Source organism: Streptomyces nigrescens (genome assembly GCF_027626975.1).
GTDB lineage: Bacteria > Actinomycetota > Actinomycetes > Streptomycetales > Streptomycetaceae > Streptomyces > Streptomyces nigrescens.
The window spans coordinates 569,618-586,855 of the sequence record NZ_CP114203.1 but is presented as its reverse complement, the minus strand read 5'-3'; the positions used below and the strand labels follow the sequence as shown (position 1 = coordinate 586,855).

At 72.3% G+C, this 17,238-nt stretch carries 17 protein-coding genes; 13 read left to right on the top strand and 4 right to left on the bottom strand.

What is annotated here, in order from left to right; genetic code table 11:
• Positions 1-29: 29 nt before the first annotated feature.
• Positions 30-1,220: a lycopene cyclase family protein gene (locus STRNI_RS02695; RefSeq protein WP_159483815.1), complete on the bottom strand. Its 1,191-nt coding sequence runs from the start codon at positions 1,218-1,220 to the stop codon at positions 30-32.
• A 226-nt stretch (positions 1,221-1,446) separates the two neighbouring features.
• Here STRNI_RS02695 and sigK point away from each other — a divergent pair, with 226 nt between their 5' ends.
• The 10 genes from sigK (at position 1,447) to tgmB (ending at position 10,577) form a co-directional block, all read left to right on the top strand.
• Positions 1,447-2,034 carry an ECF RNA polymerase sigma factor SigK gene (sigK, locus tag STRNI_RS02690; protein ID WP_018091567.1) on the top strand — a complete coding sequence of 196 codons (588 nt, stop codon included), beginning with the start codon at positions 1,447-1,449 and terminating at the stop codon, positions 2,032-2,034.
• A complete protein-coding gene (locus tag STRNI_RS02685; protein ID WP_159483813.1) occupies positions 2,031-2,783 on the top strand; it encodes an anti-sigma factor in 753 nt (250 codons plus the stop codon). The genes sigK and STRNI_RS02685 overlap by 4 nt, the downstream gene beginning before the upstream one ends.
• Before the next feature lie 204 nt (positions 2,784-2,987).
• Entirely contained in the window at positions 2,988-4,259 is a 1,272-nt protein-coding gene (locus tag STRNI_RS02680; RefSeq protein WP_159483811.1) for an NAD(P)/FAD-dependent oxidoreductase, read from the top strand.
• A complete protein-coding gene (locus STRNI_RS02675; RefSeq protein ID WP_277410449.1) occupies positions 4,256-5,023 on the top strand; it encodes a DUF1365 domain-containing protein in 768 nt (255 codons plus the stop codon). Before STRNI_RS02680 ends, STRNI_RS02675 begins: the two co-directional genes overlap by 4 nt.
• A complete protein-coding gene (locus STRNI_RS02670; RefSeq protein ID WP_277410448.1) occupies positions 5,020-6,354 on the top strand; it encodes an SAM-dependent methyltransferase in 1,335 nt (444 codons plus the stop codon). The genes STRNI_RS02675 and STRNI_RS02670 overlap by 4 nt, the downstream gene beginning before the upstream one ends.
• Complete coding sequence (locus STRNI_RS02665) at positions 6,351-7,649, top strand: SAM-dependent methyltransferase (protein WP_277410447.1); 1,299 nt, start codon at positions 6,351-6,353, stop codon at positions 7,647-7,649. The genes STRNI_RS02670 and STRNI_RS02665 overlap by 4 nt, the downstream gene beginning before the upstream one ends.
• On the top strand, positions 7,646-8,473 hold the full coding sequence (locus tag STRNI_RS02660) for a DUF1295 domain-containing protein (RefSeq protein ID WP_277410446.1): 828 nt from the start codon (positions 7,646-7,648) through the stop codon (positions 8,471-8,473). Before STRNI_RS02665 ends, STRNI_RS02660 begins: the two co-directional genes overlap by 4 nt.
• Positions 8,470-9,180 (top strand): alpha/beta hydrolase, encoded by a 711-nt coding sequence (locus STRNI_RS02655; RefSeq protein ID WP_277410445.1) that lies wholly within the window; start codon positions 8,470-8,472, stop codon positions 9,178-9,180. Before STRNI_RS02660 ends, STRNI_RS02655 begins: the two co-directional genes overlap by 4 nt.
• A 276-nt stretch (positions 9,181-9,456) precedes the next feature.
• Positions 9,457-9,648 (top strand): putative ATP-grasp-modified RiPP, encoded by a 192-nt coding sequence (gene tgmA, locus STRNI_RS02650; protein WP_026169961.1) that lies wholly within the window; start codon positions 9,457-9,459, stop codon positions 9,646-9,648.
• 5 nt (positions 9,649-9,653) lie between these two features.
• Positions 9,654-10,577, top strand: coding sequence for an ATP-grasp ribosomal peptide maturase (gene tgmB / locus STRNI_RS02645; RefSeq protein ID WP_018091558.1), 924 nt, complete (start codon positions 9,654-9,656; stop codon positions 10,575-10,577).
• A 49-nt stretch (positions 10,578-10,626) separates the two neighbouring features.
• Here tgmB and STRNI_RS02640 read toward each other — a convergent pair whose 3' ends face one another.
• The 3 genes from STRNI_RS02640 to STRNI_RS02630 form a co-directional block, all read right to left on the bottom strand.
• On the bottom strand, positions 10,627-11,094 hold the full coding sequence (locus tag STRNI_RS02640) for a hypothetical protein (protein ID WP_018091557.1): 468 nt from the start codon (positions 11,092-11,094) through the stop codon (positions 10,627-10,629).
• Between the two features lie 232 nt (positions 11,095-11,326).
• Positions 11,327-12,682, bottom strand: coding sequence for an acyl-CoA dehydrogenase family protein (locus tag STRNI_RS02635; protein WP_277410444.1), 1,356 nt, complete (start codon positions 12,680-12,682; stop codon positions 11,327-11,329).
• Positions 12,683-12,848: 166 nt separating this feature from the next.
• Positions 12,849-13,307: an RrF2 family transcriptional regulator gene (locus tag STRNI_RS02630; protein WP_018091555.1), complete on the bottom strand. Its 459-nt coding sequence runs from the start codon at positions 13,305-13,307 to the stop codon at positions 12,849-12,851.
• A 144-nt stretch (positions 13,308-13,451) separates the two neighbouring features.
• On the opposite strand from STRNI_RS02630, the gene STRNI_RS02625 reads away from it, so the two are divergent.
• Genes STRNI_RS02625 through STRNI_RS02615 form a run of 3 tightly spaced genes read left to right on the top strand, consistent with a single transcriptional unit; the run spans position 13,452 to position 17,234 of the window.
• Complete coding sequence (locus tag STRNI_RS02625) at positions 13,452-13,988, top strand: (2Fe-2S)-binding protein (RefSeq protein ID WP_018091554.1); 537 nt, start codon at positions 13,452-13,454, stop codon at positions 13,986-13,988.
• 1 nt (position 13,989) lies between these two features.
• Complete coding sequence (locus tag STRNI_RS02620) at positions 13,990-14,988, top strand: FAD binding domain-containing protein (protein ID WP_277410443.1); 999 nt, start codon at positions 13,990-13,992, stop codon at positions 14,986-14,988.
• Entirely contained in the window at positions 14,985-17,234 is a 2,250-nt protein-coding gene (locus tag STRNI_RS02615) for a xanthine dehydrogenase family protein molybdopterin-binding subunit (RefSeq protein ID WP_277410442.1), read from the top strand. Before STRNI_RS02620 ends, STRNI_RS02615 begins: the two co-directional genes overlap by 4 nt.
• Positions 17,235-17,238: the final 4 nt, after the last annotated feature.

Below are 17,238 nucleotides of genomic sequence, written 5' to 3'. Positions count from 1 at the left end.
TCCGGTCCGGGGCGCATGAGCGGGCGGGGTCACCGCACGGCGGTGCGGCGTGGCAGCAGCGGGAGTTCGGCGACGGTGCGGAGCATGGGCAGCACCGGGGTGCGCAGACCGATGGTGACGTCCTCCCACAGACGGGAGCGGCCGTCGAGGAAGCGCAGCAGCCGCTCCATCGGCACCGTGCGGAACAGCCCGGTGAAGAACTCGGCGCCGTCCACCCGCCCGCTGTCCAGCGCACGCAGCAGCACGGCGTCCATGGCCCGGTGCCAGGCGGTGTGCGGGGGAGGGGTGACCGGTGGCCGGCCGGCCAGCAGCGCGGCCGCGATGAGCGCCGTCTGCCGTTGTACGGAAGCGAAGGTGTACCCGGTCGACGGACGGGTGGCGCCCCCCGCGGTCCCGATGCGGAACACCGCGCGGCCCGCCCGGCGCGGAAAGCGGCCGTCGGTCATCGGGATCGCGCCCTGCTCGGCAGCCGTGACACGGAACGCGCCCAGCCGCAGCACCTGCCCGGTGTAGTGGCGCAAGGCCCGTTCGTAGACAGCGGTGTCCACGGTGCGGCGGGAGAACTCCGTGTACTCCACCAGCGCGGCACAGTCGCTGAGCGGCAGGACGTACCCGAAGGACAGACCATGGCTGGGCTGCGGGGTGCGGAAGTCCATCAGATCCGCGGTCGTGGGATCGAACTCCGGGCGCCGGGTGCGGACGAACCAGCCGCGGAAGTGCTGCTGGAGGGTGGTCCGCGCCGGAGGGAGCCGCCCGGCCGGCCGGGAGTCGAAGACCCAGCGGGCCCGCAGGGTCACCGGCCGCCCCGCCGCGTCGCGCCCGCGCACCTCTGCCCCGCCGGACACGTCCCGTACGGACTCCACCGTCGCCTCGGCCCGGACCACGGCATCCTGTTCGGCGAGCCGGTCGTCCACCAGGGCCTCGAAGTCACGCGACCGCAGCATCTTGTACCGGAAGGGCTCGGGCCGCCCCGCCGTCGCCTCCCCGCCGGGCCCGTGCACCCGCAGCCGTTCCCACGACGCGGTCAGGGCGTCGTCGAAGGCGCCGCCCGGTGCCTCCCAGTAACACCAGGTCCGCTCCTGGGGGGTGAGCGGTCCGGGCGGTGCGTCGACGAGCACCACCCGCAGCGGCCGGCCGCCGGCCGCCGGCGCACACAGCCGGTAGGCGAGCGACAGCCCGGCCGCACCCGCGCCCACGATGACGGCATCCGCGTCCCGCACGCCCAGTCCTCTCGCCGCCTCGGTGCCCCCGCGGTGATCCTTGCGTAGTCCCGGCCCGTCAGGCGGTATCCGACGCGCGGGAATCCGGGGGGCCGTGGCGTACGAACCGTGGTGACCGCCCCGGGTGCGCTGCCCGACGGGGTGTCCGCGAGAATCCTCTCCCGACCAATCCAGGTGTCGCACGGCGCCGAATCACTCGTGACCACGTCACAGTCCGGAGGTGTCCATGCCCGTCGCAGCCCGCGGCGACCGGTCCCCAGCGCCCCATACCGGTGCGCTGGAATCACTGCTCGACCGCGTCTCCCGCGGCGATCAGTACGCGTTCGAGAATCTCTACACGGCGGTGGCCGGCTCCGTACTGGGCCTGGTGCGCCGGGTGGTACGGGATCCGGCGCAGTCCGAGGAGGTCGCGCAGGAGGTGCTGATCGAGGTGTGGCGGTCCGCGGCCCGCTTCGACGCGCGGCAGGGCAGCGCCATGGCCTGGATCATGACGCTGGCTCATCGTCGGGCGGTGGACCGGGTGCGCTCCGTTCAGGCGGCGGCCGACCGTGACCAGCGGGCCGGGGTGGGTGCCTACACCGCCCCCTTCGACGAGGTCAGCGAGCAGGTCGAGCGGCGGCTGGAGCGTGAGCAGGTGCGCCGCTGCCTGGCGCAACTGACCGACCTGCAAAGGGAGTCGGTGACACTCGCCTACTACCGCGGCTACACCTACCGGGAGACCGCCGACCTGCTGGGCGCGGCGCTGGGCACGGTCAAGACACGACTGCGGGACGGCCTCATCCGGCTCCGCGACTGCCTGGGGGTGTCGGCATGAGCACCGTCGATCTGCACACACTGACCGGCGCCTACGCACTGGGCGCGCTGTCCGAGCACGAGTCCGCCGAGTTCACCCGCCACCTGGCGCAGTGTCAGGCCTGCACCCGGGAGGTGCGGGAACTGCAGGAAACCGCGGCCCGGCTGGCCCTGGCCGTGGCCGAGGTGCCCCCGGCAGATCTGCGCACCCGGGTGATGGCCGCCCTGCCCGAGGTCCGGCAACTGCCGCCGAGGGGGCGCCACGCGACCGCGCCCGTGGTCCCGCTGCGCCGGGGACTGCGGCACCGGCTGCCCTATCTCGCGGCCGCCGCCTGCCTGGTCGTCGCCGCGATCGCCGGCGGGCTGGCCGTCACCGCCCGGAACGACGCCGACCAGCAGCGGGACCGTACGGCCCGCGCTGAGCAGCAGGCGGCCGCGGTCAGCGCTCTGATGGCCGCCCCGGACGCCACCTTCCACACCACGGCGCTCAAGGGCGGCGGCAGCGGAACGGTCGTCGCCTCCAAGAGGAGGGGACAGACCGCGTTCCTCTACCACGGCCTGCCGAAGCTGTCCGGTCAGCGGGTGTACGAGCTCTGGTACAGCCGCAACGGCGCCATGGAGCCCGCCGGGCTCGTCGAGACCGGCAGCTCCTCCGGCGCGATGCTGCTGACCGGCGGGCCCGAGGGCGCGGACGGGGTAGGCGTCACGGCGGAACCCGCGGGCGGCTCCAGCCGGCCCACCACCCCGCCGCTGGCCGTCCTCCGGGTGTGAGCCCCGGCACCCACCGCAGCTGACACCGCCGGCCGCCGGCCCACCACGGGCCGGCGGCCGGCTCGGCATACCCGGACACCGGAGCCCACCAGCCCGCATTGCGGTTCGGAACATCACGACCAATCCGCGCCGCCCCGGGCACCGAATCCCTCCTGAGCGGGCCGCCGCAACCGCAACGCGGCCCGCCCCGAGGCGAGGAGGCACATGACCGTGGAGCGTCGACGGATCGCCGTGGTCGGCGGCGGGGTGGCGGGACTCACCGCCGCCTACGTACTGCAGCAGGGCGGCTGTGCGGTGTCGCTGTACGAGGCGGAGGACCGCCTCGGCGGCCACGCCCACACTCACGACAGGGCTTCGGAAGACGGCCGGGTGATACGGGTCGACACCGGGTTCATCGTCCACAACGAGCGCACCTATCCGCTGCTGCTGCGGCTGTTCCGCGAACTCGGGGTGACCACCCAGGACTCCGAGATGAGCATGTCCGTACGGTGCGAGGGCTGCGGTCTGGAGTACGCCGGTGCCCGCGGGCCGGCCGGACTGTTCGCCCAGCCGCGCAGCGCCCTGCGGGGCCGCTATCTGCGGATGCTGACCGAGATCCGCGCCTTCCACCGCGCCGCGCGCACCACGCTCGCCACCGACCGCGGCGACACCCTCACCCTCGGCAGGTTCCTGACCCGGTGCGGCTTCTCCCGGTACTTCGTCACCCACTTCGTCACCCCGCTGGTCTCCGCGGTGTGGTCCTGCGCCCCCACGACCGCCATGCAGTACCCGGCCGTCTACCTGTTCCGCTTCCTTGAGCACCACGGTCTGCTGTCGGTCGGCGGCTCGCCCCGGTGGAAGACGGTCACCGGCGGCTCGGTGGAGTACGTCAGCCGGGTCGGCAAGCAGCTCACGACCGTCCACACCGGCACCCCGGTCCGTACGGTGCACCGCGCACCCGACCGGGCCCGGATCGTCACCGGGGACGGCACGGAGCGCACCTACGACGCGGTGGTGGTGGCCGTCCACCCCGACCAGGCACTGCGGATGCTCGCCGAACCCACCGGCGACGAACGGCAGATCCTGAGCGCGTTCCCCTACTCGCGCAACACCACCGTGCTCCACAGCGACACCGCCCTGCTGCCGCGGGCCCGCGGGGCGCGCGCCTCGTGGAACTACCTGATGGCCTCCTGCACCACTCCTGCGGACGAGGTGCAGGTCAGCTACCACATGAACCGGCTGCAACGGCTGGACACCCCGGAGGACTTCATCGTCACCCTCAACGCCGCCGACCGCATCGACGGTGACCGGGTCCTGGCGCGGATGGTGTACGAACACCCCCTCTACACACCGGAGTCGGTCGCCGCCCAACAGCGGCTGCCGCAGCTGAACACGGCGGTCACCGCCTTCGCGGGTGCCTACCACGGCTGGGGCTTCCACGAGGACGGCTGCCGCTCCGGCGTCCAGGCGGCCGCGGCCCTGGGGGTGCGCTGGTGACACCCGGTACGGCCGCCCCGGCCACCGCCTCCGCCACCGGCACCCCCGCCCTCTACGAGTGCCTGGTCTCCCACGCCCGTACGGCGCCGGTGCGGCACTCCCTGCGCCACCGGACCTATATGTGGCTGGTCGACCTCGACCACCCGCCACGGCTCCCCGCCGCGCTGCGCCCACTGGCCCGGTTCGACCCCCGGGACCACTTCGCCGGCACCGCGCCGACCCTCCGGGCCGGACTGGAACGGTTCCTGACGAGCCACGGCATAGAGCTGGACGGCGGGCGGGTGCTGATGCTCGCGCACGCCCGGGTCCTGGGCCATGTCTTCAACCCGCTGACCCTCTACTGGTGCCACGACCGGCACGACGAGCCCGTCTGCGTCGTCGCCGAGGTGCACAACACCTACGGCGAGCGCCACTGCTACCTGCTGCGCACCGACGCACAGGGCCGCGCGGAGGTCGCCAAGGACTTCTACGTCTCGCCGTTCTTCCCGGTCGACGGCGCCTACCGGATGCGCCTGCCCGAACCGGCCGGACGGCTCGACCTGACGGTAGCGCTGCGCCGCGGCGCCACCCGGCCGTTCACCGCGACCGTGCGCGGCACCCGCCGGCCCGCGACCGCCGGGCGGCTGCTGGCCGCGGCGCTGCGCCATCCCTGGTCCACGGCCGCCGTCTCCGCCGGCATCCGCCGGCACGGCATCGCCCTGTTCCTGCGCGGGCTGCCCGTCCAGCCCCGTCCCCACCACCGCATCCAGGAAGGCATGAAGTGAAGACTTCCGTCTCGGACCGCACCGCATCCTCTGCCGCCGCCGGGCCCGCTGCTGCCGCCCCGGCCGCCGCGCTCGCGACGGACCGCCCCCGGGCGGACGCGGCCAGGTGGCCCGATGTGGCGCACGGTCCGCGCGGTTCGGCGACACGCACCGCCGTGACCCGGCTGCTCGTTCAACGGGCACTGGCCGCCCTGCCGTTGCGGACCGCACTCGGGGACGCTCCCGTCACGGGCGACGAGGGGCCCCTGGTGCGGGTGCACGACCCGGAGGCGTTCTTCCGGCGGATCGGAACCGACGGGCTGATCGGCTTCGGCGAGTCCTACATGGCGGGGGAGTGGGAGGCGGACGACCTGGTCGGCGCGCTGACCGTCCTCGCCTCCCACCTCACCTCGCTGGTACCCCGTCCGCTGCAGCGGCTCCGGGGCACCTGGGCGCGCCGTCGGCCCAGCGGACAGCGCAACACCCTGGAGGGCGCCCGGCAGAACGTCCACCGGCACTACGACCTGTCGAACGACCTGTTCGCGCTCTTCCTGGACCCGACCATGACGTACTCCTCGGCCGTCTTCCGGAAGCGTCCGGTCGTATGGAGCGACCTGGCCGACGCCCAGCACCGCAAGATCGACCGGCTGCTGGACCTGGCCGGCGTCGGCGACGGCACCCGTCTGCTGGAGATCGGCACCGGCTGGGGAGAACTGGCCCTGCGCGCCGCCGCCCGTGGCGCCCGCGTCGTCTCGGTGACCCTGTCACAGGAGCAGCGCGACCTCGCCACATCGCGTATCGCGCAGGCCGGACACGCGGACCGGGTCTCGGTCGAGCTGTGTGACTACCGGCAGGTGACCGGCCGCTACGACGCCGTGGTGAGCGTGGAGATGATCGAGGCCGTCGGCGCGGACTACTGGCCCGTCTACTTCGACACCCTCGAACGCCTGCTGCTGCCGGGCGGCCGGATCGCACTCCAGGCCATCACCATGCCGCACGCGCGGATGCTCGCCACCCGCACCACCTACACCTGGATCCACAAGTACATCTTCCCCGGCGGCCTCATCCCGTCCGTCGAGGCCATCGCGCAGCACACGGCGGCCGCCGGCCTGCGGATGCGGGAGAACGACGGATACGGCGGCCACTATGCCGAGACGCTGCGGCTGTGGCGCGAACGCTTCACCCAACGGTCCGCCGAGGTGGACGCGTTGGGCTTCGACCCGGTCTTCCGCCGTATGTGGGAGTTCTACCTGGCCTACTCCGAGGCCGGATTCCGCGCCGGCTACCTGGACGTCCGCCAGCTGCTCCTCACCCGGGCCACCACGACGGCGCGGGACGGAGGCCTCCGGTGACACGGGCCGCGGACCGCCTCGCCGCACTGCTCGCCGGCCACTTCGCGGGGAACCTGCCGGTGCGGCTGCGGGCCTGGGACGGCAGCGAGGCCGGGCCGCCGGACGCGCCGGTCGTGGTCCTGCGTTCGCGGCGGGCGCTGCGCCGCCTGGTGTGGCAGCCCGGTGAACTCGGACTGGCACAGGCCTACATCGCGGGCGATCTCGACATCGACGGCGATCTGGCCGACGGGCTGAGCAGAGTGTGGCGGTCGCTGCGCGCGGGTGGCCCGGCCGCCGCCGCTCCGCCCGGCCCGCGCCGGCTGACCGGAATGGCCGTCACCGCACTGCGGCTCGGTGCGCTGGGCCCGCGCCCGCCCGCGCCCGGAGCCCCGCGGGCACGGCTGCGGGGCACCCTCCACAGCAGCGCCCGCGACCGGGCGGCCATCAGTCATCACTACGACCTCTCCAACGACTGGTATGCGCTGCTGCTGGACGAGTCCATGGCCTACTCCTGCGGCTACTGGGCACGCCCCGACGACCCGTCCTACGGACTCGCCGACGCCCAGCGGGACAAGCTGGACCTGATCTGCCGCAAGCTGGGCCTCGGCCCCGGCGCCCGACTGCTGGACATCGGCTGCGGCTGGGGGAGCCTGTCGCTGTACGCGGCACGGGAGTTCGGGGCTCGGGTCACCGCGGTCACCCTCTCCCGCGAACAGCATGCCCATGTCACCGCCCGTATCGAGGCGGAGGGCCTGGGCGATCTGGTCGAGGCCGAACTCCGGCACTACCGGCAGATCAGGGGAGGCGGCTATGACGCGGTGTGCGCGATCGAGATGGGTGAGCATGTGGGCGACGCCCAGTACCCGGCGTTCGCCGCCCGGCTGCATGCGCTGCTGTGCCCCCAGGGACGGGCGTTGATCCAGCAGATGTCCCGGGGCTCCGCCGCGCCCGGAGGCGGTGCGTTCATCGAGTCCTACATCGCCCCCGACATGCATATGCGCCCGCTGGGCGAGACCATCGGCCTGCTGGAGGCCGGCGGGCTGGAGGTGCGGTCCGTCGAAGCGCTGCGGGAACACTACGCACGGACCATCGCCGCCTGGTACCGCACCCTGGAGACCCGCTGGGAGGAGTTCGTGGCGCTCGCGGGCGAACCGACCGCCCGGGTGTGGCGGCTGTATCTTGCCGGCAGCGGACTCGCGTTCACCGAGCGCCGGATGGGCGTCGACCAGATCCTCGCCGTACGCCCCACACCGGAAGGCGAGGCAGCGATGCCGCCGACGCCGGACGGCTGGTCCGTGGGGGGAGCCCGGCGGTGACCGGATTCCCCTGGGCGGCGTTCGCCGCCAACCTCGCGGTGGCGGCCGGGGCGGCGGGCTCCGTCATGCTTCTCACGTTCGCCGTGGCCCGGGTCAAGGGCGTGCACCGGCTGGTGGACACCGCCTGGGGAGCGGCGTTCGCCGCGGTGACCCTGGCCACATATGGGATGTCGGCCGGCCACGGTGACGACGGCCGGCGGCTCCTGGTCACCCTGGCCACGGTGCTGTGGGGGCTGCGGCTGTCCGTCCATATCGCCTGGCGGGGACGAGGGCACGGCGAGGACCCCCGCTATGAACGCCTGCTCGCCAGGGCCCCCGGCAGCCGAGACGCCTACGCCCTGCGCATGGTGTACCTGCTGCAGGGCGCCCTGGTGTGGCTGGTCTCCCTCCCGGTGCAGGTGGCTCAGTACGTGCCGGTGCCGCTGGGCGCGGGCGCCGTCGCCGGCGCTCTCCTGTGGGCGGCCGGCTTCGCTTTCGAGAGCATCGGGGACTTCCAGCTCGCCCGCTTCAAGGCCGATCCGGCGCACCGCGGCCGGGTCATGGACCGCGGACTGTGGGGCTGGAGCCGGCACCCCAACTATTTCGGTGACTTCCTCGTGTGGTGGGGACTGTTCCTGCTGGCCTGCGGCACCGGGCAGAGCGCCGCGCTTGCCGTGGTCTCACCGCTGGTGATGTCCTTGCTGCTGACGTACGGCAGCGGTAAGCGGCTGCTGGAGAACCAACTGGCCGACCGCCCCGGCTACGCCGCCTACCGGGCCCGCACCAGCGGTTTCGTGCCGCTGCCACCCCGTCGACGCCCCCACACGGAGGACCCCCGCCCATGACCACAGGACCGGCCCGCACCACCGGCCCCGGCAGCGACGGACAGCGGGTCCCGCACCGGGCGCTGGTGGTCCACCGCGGCCCGGACACTCCGCGGGCGGCGGTGCTCCTGCTGCACGGAGGGCGGGCCGACGGTCCCGGCCCGCCGCCGCGGCTCAACCTCCCCGCGCTGCGGATGCGGCCGTTCGGATCCGCGATGTCCCGGGCCCTGCGCGGACGGGAGGTGCTGCTCGCGTCGGTGCGCTACCGCTGCCGCGGGTGGAACGGGCCGCGGGCGGACGCCGCCTCGGACGCCCGTCAGGCCCTGGACGAGCTGGCCGCGCGGGCCGCGGACATCCCGGTCGTGCTCGTCGGCCACTCCATGGGCGGCCGGGCCGCTCTGCTCACCGGCGGCCATCCGGCGGTCCGCGGCATCGTCGCCCTCGCCCCGTGGTGTCCGCCCGACGAACCCGTCGCCCATCTGCGTGACCGGACCCTGGTGCTGCTGCACGACGCGGACGACCGGGTCACCGACGCCGAGGGCTCCTGGCTCCTCGCCGACCGGGCCCGGCAGGCGGGTGCCCGGGCCCACACCGTCGCCATGCCGCGCGGCGGACACACCATGCTGCGTGGCGCTCGTCACTGGCACCGGCTGACCGTGGACCTCGTCGCCGCCCTCCTGGACGGCACGCCCTTGCCCGAAGCGGCCGACGGGGTGCGCCCGGCGTAGTCGCCCAGGAGGCACATCCGCCCCATGACGTGCAGTCAGCCCCGCCCGTTCGGGCGGGGCATGAGGCGTTTCCGGGCCCGTTTGCCTACTCGGTGGCACATCACGGAAACAGTGCGTACGCGCTCGCCGCTTTTCAGTCAAGAGGAACACTGGAAACGAGCAAAAGAGGCAACTAACTGACCAGATTGTCGCGTCTTCCGTGCAGAGTCATAAGTAGGGGCTTTCCACCCCTGCCCCGTGCCAAGGGCTCGGAAACCGGTCTTTGAAGGAGATGGAATGCGACCGTTTGCGTTGAGCTACGCCCGTCCGGCGGCGAAGTCATCGACCAGTACGCCGTACAGCTACGACGCCACGCGGCAACTCAACGTCCTGCCGGACGGGCGACCGGCGACCTGCAGCCGGGCGGTACTGCTGGCCACCGGCACCACCGCCTCCACCGCCGGCTCCAAGACCCACTTCGACGACTGAGCGCCATGACCGTCCTGGTCCTGACCTGCGAGGAAGATTTGACGGCGGACATCGTGGTGTCGACGCTGCAGGACCTCGGTGTCCCGCTCGTCCGCCTCGACCCCGCCGACCTGCCCGGGAGGGTCTCCCTGTCGGCGGAGTACACGGGGGGCGACTTCCACGGATATCTGAAGTCCGGCGAACGCATGGTGAGCCTGAGCAGTCTGCGCTCGGTATGGGTCCGCCGGCCCGGTACCCCTGGGGCACGCACCGCGGAACAGTCCGCCTGGATCACGGCCGAGGCCGAGCAGGCGCTTTACGGCATGCTGACCTCCACTCAGGCGCGCTGGATGAACCATCCCGTGGCGTCCGCGCAGGCGCGCTACAAGCCCTGGCAGTTGCATCTCGCCCACCGGAGCGGCTTTCTCGTGCCCGCCACCCTGCTCACCACGTTCCCCTCGATGGCCCGGCAGTTCGCCGCCGCCCACCAGGACCTGGTGGTGAAATCGGTGAGCGGAAAGCACCCCGGCGATCCGCCGATGGTGCTGCCCACCACGCGTATCAGCCCGGACACGGACTTCTCGGGGGTGGCGGGCGGGCCGACCCTGCTCCAGCAGCACATCCCCAAGGAGGCCGATATCCGGCTCACCTGTGTCGGTGACCATCTCTTCGCCGCCCGTAAGAAAGCCGATCCGGAAGAAGTGGACAGCCGCTTCACCCACCACGGCACCTGGGAGCCCGTCGAGGTGCCCGACGCCGTCCAGCGAGGCGTGAATTCCTATATGACTGCCGCTCAACTTGCCTACGGTGCTTTTGATTTCGCCGAGGACCCGGACGGCGCCTGGTGGTTCCTGGAATGCAACCAGGGCGGCCAGTTCGGCTTCATCCAGCTGGAGACCGACCAGCCCATCGCCCAGGCCATCGCCACCTGGCTCGCCGTGGAACCCTGATCCCGGAGCGGCGGTCGACCGGCACCCCCGTACTTCTGCCGCCTTCCGGCTATTTGCTCAACACGTTCGCGATCACGATGAGCAGACCGATCATCACGTCCACGCAACCGACCCGAAAGGACGCCCCCCAGCGCCGCTCCGCCACCCGGGCCGCCCATACCCCCCAACCGAACAGCGCGACCAGATTGAGGCCCAGTGCGACCTCGATCGCGCTCTCCTCGCCCCACCACCCCAGGTGTGCGCCGAACAGCGCGGCCATGGTGGGCAGCATCGCGGCCACCAGCGGCCACTCCGACAGCATCGAACGCACCGCGCTCGCGGTGACCTGCCTGTCGTCGCTCGTCCGGTGCGCGATGGAGTGCGCATAGCCATGTGCCGCGGCCGATGCCACGGCCGTCAGGGCCACCCACAGCGCGTCGTAGCCGGGGTCCGGCGGCCTGCCTTCATGGCCCAGCGCCGCCGCCAGAGCGCTGGCGAGCACCGAGCCGTACACCCCGCCGAACAGCAGTCGCTGCAACGGCTCCCCGCGTCGGGCAGGCGGCTGCACGGGTACGCTGCGGCTTTCTGACAAGGCGCCACCTCACAGGACCGACGGGCTTCCCCGCTTCGGGATGAACATCCGAGATGTAGCAGCCCCTGGTACCGATCCGTCCGAAGCGACGCCGACAGGCCCGGCGATTTACCTCCGCGCGATGCGCCGCACCGCCGCACTGCCGCGCCGCCGTACCTCCGCGCCGTACGAGCCGCGGTCAGGCGTGCAGCGTCAGAGCCGGGTGCGTCCCGTTCAGGTAGTGGTCACCGATGTCACGGAGTCCGTGGGTGGGGGAGGCCTGGGCCGTCAGCACGCGTGTGTTGCGCCAGAACCTGTCGAAACCCAAGGGGTCGGCCGCGGAGTCGGCGCCCTGGGTGAGTTCCAGGATGCGGGTGGTGAGGTGCATCGCGGAGCGGCTGGTGACGGCCTCGGCCGCGGCGACCAGCACCGCGATCTCGGCGCGTTGGTCGACCCCGAGCTCCGGCCCCGCGAGCAGCCCCCTCGCCAGGGCTTCCGACGCCGACTCGACCACGGCCGCGGCGGTGTGGGCGTCGGTCACCAATTCCCCGTACGCGAGGAGGAGATAGGGGTCCGCGTCCGGGCGGTCCGGGTAGGTGCCGTCGTCCCGCCCGGTGACCGGCCGGCTGCGGGGTGCGGATCGGGTGATGTCCCGCGCCTCGGCCAGCGCTCCTTCGGCGATCCCCAGGCCGACGTGGACGAGGGCGAGCCGGAGCGCCAGGGGGGCGAGCGTGGTGAACGGGGCGAGCGCGTGCTCATCGTGCGGGACCGCGCCGAGCACCTGGTCCGCGGGGACCGGGACACCGTCGAAGCTGATCCGGCCGGCCGCGGAGAGCCGCTGGCCGAGGCGGTCGTGCTCGGGGTCGGCCGTCACACCCGGGTGGGCCGGGTCGGCACAGACCACCAGGGACTCGCCGGTAGCGGTGCAGACCGCGCCGAGCACCAGCCGGTCGGCGACGGTCACACCCGCGGCGAACGACTGGCATCCGTTGAGGAGGTACCCGCCTTCGGCCGGGGTGAGGGTGAGATCGGGGCCGGTCGCCGGCTCCGTGTCCGGGAGGTCGATACCGCCGCCCCAGAGCCACTGCTCGGCGCTCGCCCGGCGTTCGAGTCCGTCGGCCCGTTCCGGCGTGCCGAAGAACCGTGCGCTCCACGACAACACATAGTGGCGGCCCAGCAGTTCGCCGATGGAACCGTCCGCTGCTGAGATCTCCCGGATGACCGCGCAGGCGGTGCGCCAGTCGGTGCCCCGCCGGGCGGGGCCGGGGGGTGTCAGCAGCGCGGGCAGCCCTGCCTCGCGCAGCCGGGCGAGCTCGTCGAACGGGGGCTTGCCCGCCCGGTCGCGGACGAGGGCGTCGACCGCGAGATCATCGGCGACCTCACGGGTGACGCGCCGCCAGATCTCGTCGTCGGTACCGTGCTTGACCTGCGGGGAAGCGGGCTGCGCGGGGGACTTCTCGGGCGTGGTGGCCTGGCCCGTCCGGTCGGCCGCGTCCGGTGCGGGGGTGGACAACGGACCACCGGCCGACGGGACGGAACGCGTCGGTGTGCGCACGCCGACCTCCTGGCTTCCCTAGTTTTCCCACTGGGTTGATAGGGAAAGAATCGCTTCCGGACTGCGGGCGGATCAAGGGGCGTTCAAGGGGTGGACAGCCTCGTCTTGGCATCCGGACCGTCGTCATCCGGGGAGGGCGGCCCGGCATGCCCCGATCCCTGGGAATCTACGGATTCGTCCAGGAATCGGGGTTCTCGGTCAGCTCCGCCACCTGCGGCGGCAGCTCAGCGGAGGCGACATCGGCCAGTGACACGCCGTCGAGGATCTCGCGGACGTTCGCCCGCAGCGCGATCCACAGCGGCAGCAGTGACCGGGCGGCACCGGTGTAGGACAGCTCCGGCGGCCGGACTCCGCGTACCGACACCAGCGGCCCGTCCACGACCCGGATGACATCCGCGATGCTGATCGCCTCCGCGGGCTTGGCCAGCCGGTATCCGCCGTTGCCGCCCCGCCGGCTCTGCACCAGTCCGCCCCGGCGCATGTCGTTGAGGATGCCTTCGAGGAACTTGTGCGGAATGTCCTGGGCCTGGGCGATGGCCTCTGCCTTGAGCGGCCCCGCATCCCGGGCATCAGCGAGTTGCAGCGCGGCACGCACGGCATAGTCCGCTCTGGCTGAGATCCGCATGCCCCGCATTATCCCGCAAGGAACTCGGCGCGGATCCGCCGGGTGCACCGGCGTCCGCCGTCCGGCACTCCTCAGTCGTCCGGTTGCGAGCCCGGACGACCGGACGGACGCTCGACATACGGCATCGACTCCGAGGTGAGTGTCGTGGCAGACAAAGGCGCGCCGATATCCGTCACCCAGCCATCCACCCTGGAGACGCGCGGGCCGGGCAGCGTGAAGGTGGCCCTCGACATCAATGGCGTCTCCCGGGTCCTGAACCTGGAGCCACGGGTGAGCCTGCTGGACGCGCTGCGTGAGCAGATGGCCCTCACCGGTTCCAAAAAGGGCTGTGACCAGGGAACCTGCGGGGCGTGCACGGTCTGGGTCGACGGGCGCAGAGTGCTGTCCTGTCTGACCCTGGCCATCAGCTGCGAAGGCCGGGAAGTGACCACCATCGAGGGCCTCGCCGAGGGCGATGAGCTGCACCCGATGCAACGCGCCTTTCTCGAACACGACGCCTTCCAGTGCGGGTACTGCACGCCCGGACAGATCATGTCGGCCGTGGCGCTGCTGAACGAGGGGCATGCCGGGACCGACGGCGAGATCGCCGAGTGGATGAGCGGCAACATCTGCCGATGCGCGGCTTATCCCCATATCCGCTCCGCGATTCGCGAGATGCGGGACCGGAAGACAGGACAGTGATGTGCGTGCCATCAGCTACACCCGCGCGACGGACGTGCACAGCGCCGTCGCGGCGGTGACGAGTGACCCCGGGAGTTCCTTCCTCGCGGGCGGCACCACGGAAGTCGATCTGCTGCGGCTGGATGTGCTGCGACCGCATCGTCTGGTGGACATCAACCGGCTGCCGCTGACCGGCGTCGAGGACCGTTCCGACGGGGGGCTGCTCATCGGTGCGCTGGCCCGGATGAGCGAGGTCGCGGAGGACCGCGCGGTCGTGGAGCGCTTCCCGATGCTGTCCCAGGCGCTGCTGCTCGGGGCCTCCGCCCAGTTGCGGCACATGGCCTCGATGGGCGGGAACCTGATGCAGCGGGTGCGGTGCGCCTACTACCGCGACCCCGAATCCGCGTGCAACAAGCGCGTTCCGGGGAGCGGCTGTTCCGCTCTGGACGGCGTCAACCGCGGTCATGCCGTCCTCGGCACCAGCGAGCACTGTATTGCCACCCACCCCTCGGACCTGGCGGTCGCCCTCGTCGCCCTGGACGCCATGGTGCACGTGGAAGGCATGGACGGCAGCCGCACCATCCCGGTCGATGACTTCTTCCTGCTCCCCGGCGATACGCCCGAGCGGGAGCATCCGCTCACACCCGGCGAACTCATCACCGCGATCGAGGTGCCCGCACTCCCCATGGCGCGCGGCTCGCTGTACCTCAAGGTGCGGGACCGCGAGTCCTACGAGTTCGCCCTCGCCTCGGTTGCGGCGGCGGTGGCGCTGGAGGACGGAGTGATCCGCGAGGTCCGGCTCGCCCTCGGCGGGGTGGCGACCAAACCGTGGCGCGCCCGCCGGGCCGAGGACCTCTTGGTGGGACAGCGCGCCGACGAGGGCACGTTCACACGGGCCGCGGCCGCCGAACTGACCCCCGCCGTCACCCGGCCGATGAATGCGTTCAAGGCGGAACTCGCCCGGCGGACCCTGGTCCGTGCCCTGCGGACCGCTGCCACGACGGGAGGCGGGACGGCATGACCACGGGCGCCACACTGGAAGCCGTCGGCCGGCCCGTCGACCGCGTCGACGGTCCCGCCAAAGTCACCGGACGCGGCCGCTACTCCGCGGAGATCACCCTGCCCAACACCGCGTACGCCGCCCTGGTCGGCGCCCGCACGGCCAGCGGGCGGATCACCGGAATCCGCACGGACGCCGCGGAGCGCGCCGACGGTGTGCTCGCCGTGCTGACCCACCAGAACCTGCCGAAGATCCCCGGCCGGCCGTCGCTGCTGCCGTCCCTGGCCGGTCACGCCGCCCCGGGGGAGAGCTTCTTCCCGCTGCAGGACGACATCGTTCACTACTTCGGCCAGCCCGTGGCGATGGTGATCGCGGACTCGCTCGAACGCGCCCAGTTCGCGGCCCGGCAGCTCCACGTCGACTACGACCGGAGTGCCTCCGTCACCACCCTGGACGAGGGCAGGGACCAGGCCTACGAACCCGAGGCGATCTTCGCCGGGTTCCTTCCCGCACGTACCGTCCGAGGTGATGTCGAGGCCGGTTTCAAGGCCGCGACCCAACGCCTCGACGCCACCTACCATTTCGCGGCAAACCATCACAACCCCATCGAGCCCTCGGCCACCACAGCCGTCTGGGACGGCGACCGGCTCACCCTCTACGACGCCACCCAGGGCATCGTGGCGACCCAGAGCACCGTGGCGGCGCTGCTGGGCATCCCGCCGTCGAAGGTGCGGGTCCGGGCGTCCTTCGTCGGCGGGGGATTCGGCTGCAAAGCCATGATCTGGCCGCATGTGACCCTGGCTGCCCTGGCCGCGCGGCAGGTGGGCCGGCCGGTCAAGCTGACGCTCACCCGGGAGCAGATGTTCACCTCCTGCGGCCACCGCGAGGAGCAGGAACAACGCATCGAACTCGGGGCGACCGACGACGGCCGGCTCACCGCACTGCGCCACCACAAGCTCTCGCTGACCTCGCCCTTCGACGAGTGGGCCGAACCCTCGCTCGGCATGGCCTCGCAGGCCTACGCCTGCCCCCACTACGAGGGCGTCTACCGGCTGATCCGCAGCAACACCATGACGCCCACCTTCACCCGCGGCCCCGGCGAGACCACCGGTATGTGCGCCCTGGAATGCCTGATGGACGAACTCGCCCACCAAATCGGCGTCGACCCGGTGCAGTTGCGGCTGCGCAACCACGCGGAGGCCGACCCGAACACCGGCCACCCCTGGTCGAGTGACGGCGCGGAGGAGTGCTACCGCCGCGGCGCGGCCCGCTTTGACTGGCAGTCGCGCAACCCCGAACCCCGCTCCGAGCGGGACGGCAACTGGCTCATCGGCAAAGGCATGGCCACCGCCGGCTACCCCGTGCTCTTCCCCATGCAGCCGCAACGGGCCCGCGCCCGGCTCTACGCCGACGGCACCGCGGTGGTGCAGGCCGGCACCCAGGAGTTCGGCACCGGAGTGGGGACCGCCATGACCCAGGTCGCCGCCGACGGGCTGGGCGTCGCCCTGCGGAACATGCGGTTCGAGTACGGCGACACCGACCTCCCGAACGTCGCGGCCGCGGTCGGCTCGGCCGGCGCCGGAATGATCAGCGCCGCGGTGTACACGGCCGCCACCACACTCCGCGACCAGATGATCGAGCAGGCGATCGCCGACCCCGGCTCCCCGCTGCACCACGCGGACCCCGCCACCGTCATCGTCCGCGAGGGACGGATGCAGCTCCGGGACCGGCCCGAGACCGGCGAGACCTACAGCGCCCTGATGCAGCGTCACTTCATGACCGACCTGGACGCGCTCGGCAGCTGGAGCCCGCCACCACAGAACCTGCCGTACGGGCTCGCCACCTTCGGCGCCCAGTTCGCCGAGGTCGCCGTCGACCCGGACCTCGGCATGGTCCGGGTGCGCCGCATGGTCGGCACCTTCGCCCCGGGCCGGGTCCTCAACGCCAAGACCGCCCGCAGCCAGGCCGTGGGCGGCATGCTCTGGGGCCTCGGCCAGGCACTGCTCGAAGGCAGTCTGGTCGACACCCGCGACGGCCGCTGGGCGAACGCGAGCCTCGGCGAGTACCTGGTGCCGGTCAACGCCGACGCACCCGACGTCGCCGTCGAGTTCGTGGAAGTGCCGGACACGGTCGTCAACCCGCTCGGCGTCAAGGGACTCGGCGAGGTCGGCATGGTCGGCGCCGCGGCGGCCATCGCCAACGCCGTCTTCCACGCGACCGGATACCGCGCACGGGAACTGCCGATCAGGATCGAGCACCTGCTGTAGGCGA

What these genes read in the sequence shown, in the direction of transcription:
- STRNI_RS02680 (WP_159483811.1), top strand. Translation starts at nt 2,988, where the DNA reads ATGACCGTGGAGCGTCGACGGATCGCCGTGGTCGGCGGCGGGGTGGCG.
- STRNI_RS02655 (WP_277410445.1), top strand. Translation starts at nt 8,470, where the DNA reads ATGACCACAGGACCGGCCCGCACCACCGGCCCCGGCAGCGACGGACAG.
- STRNI_RS02630 (WP_018091555.1), bottom strand. Translation starts at nt 13,307, where the DNA reads ATGCGGATCTCAGCCAGAGCGGACTATGCCGTGCGTGCCGCGCTGCAA.
- tgmA (WP_026169961.1), top strand. Translation starts at nt 9,457, where the DNA reads ATGCGACCGTTTGCGTTGAGCTACGCCCGTCCGGCGGCGAAGTCATCG.
- tgmB (WP_018091558.1), top strand. Translation starts at nt 9,654, where the DNA reads ATGACCGTCCTGGTCCTGACCTGCGAGGAAGATTTGACGGCGGACATC.
- STRNI_RS02615 (WP_277410442.1), top strand. Translation starts at nt 14,985, where the DNA reads ATGACCACGGGCGCCACACTGGAAGCCGTCGGCCGGCCCGTCGACCGC.
- STRNI_RS02685 (WP_159483813.1), top strand. Translation starts at nt 2,031, where the DNA reads ATGAGCACCGTCGATCTGCACACACTGACCGGCGCCTACGCACTGGGC.
- sigK (WP_018091567.1), top strand. Translation starts at nt 1,447, where the DNA reads ATGCCCGTCGCAGCCCGCGGCGACCGGTCCCCAGCGCCCCATACCGGT.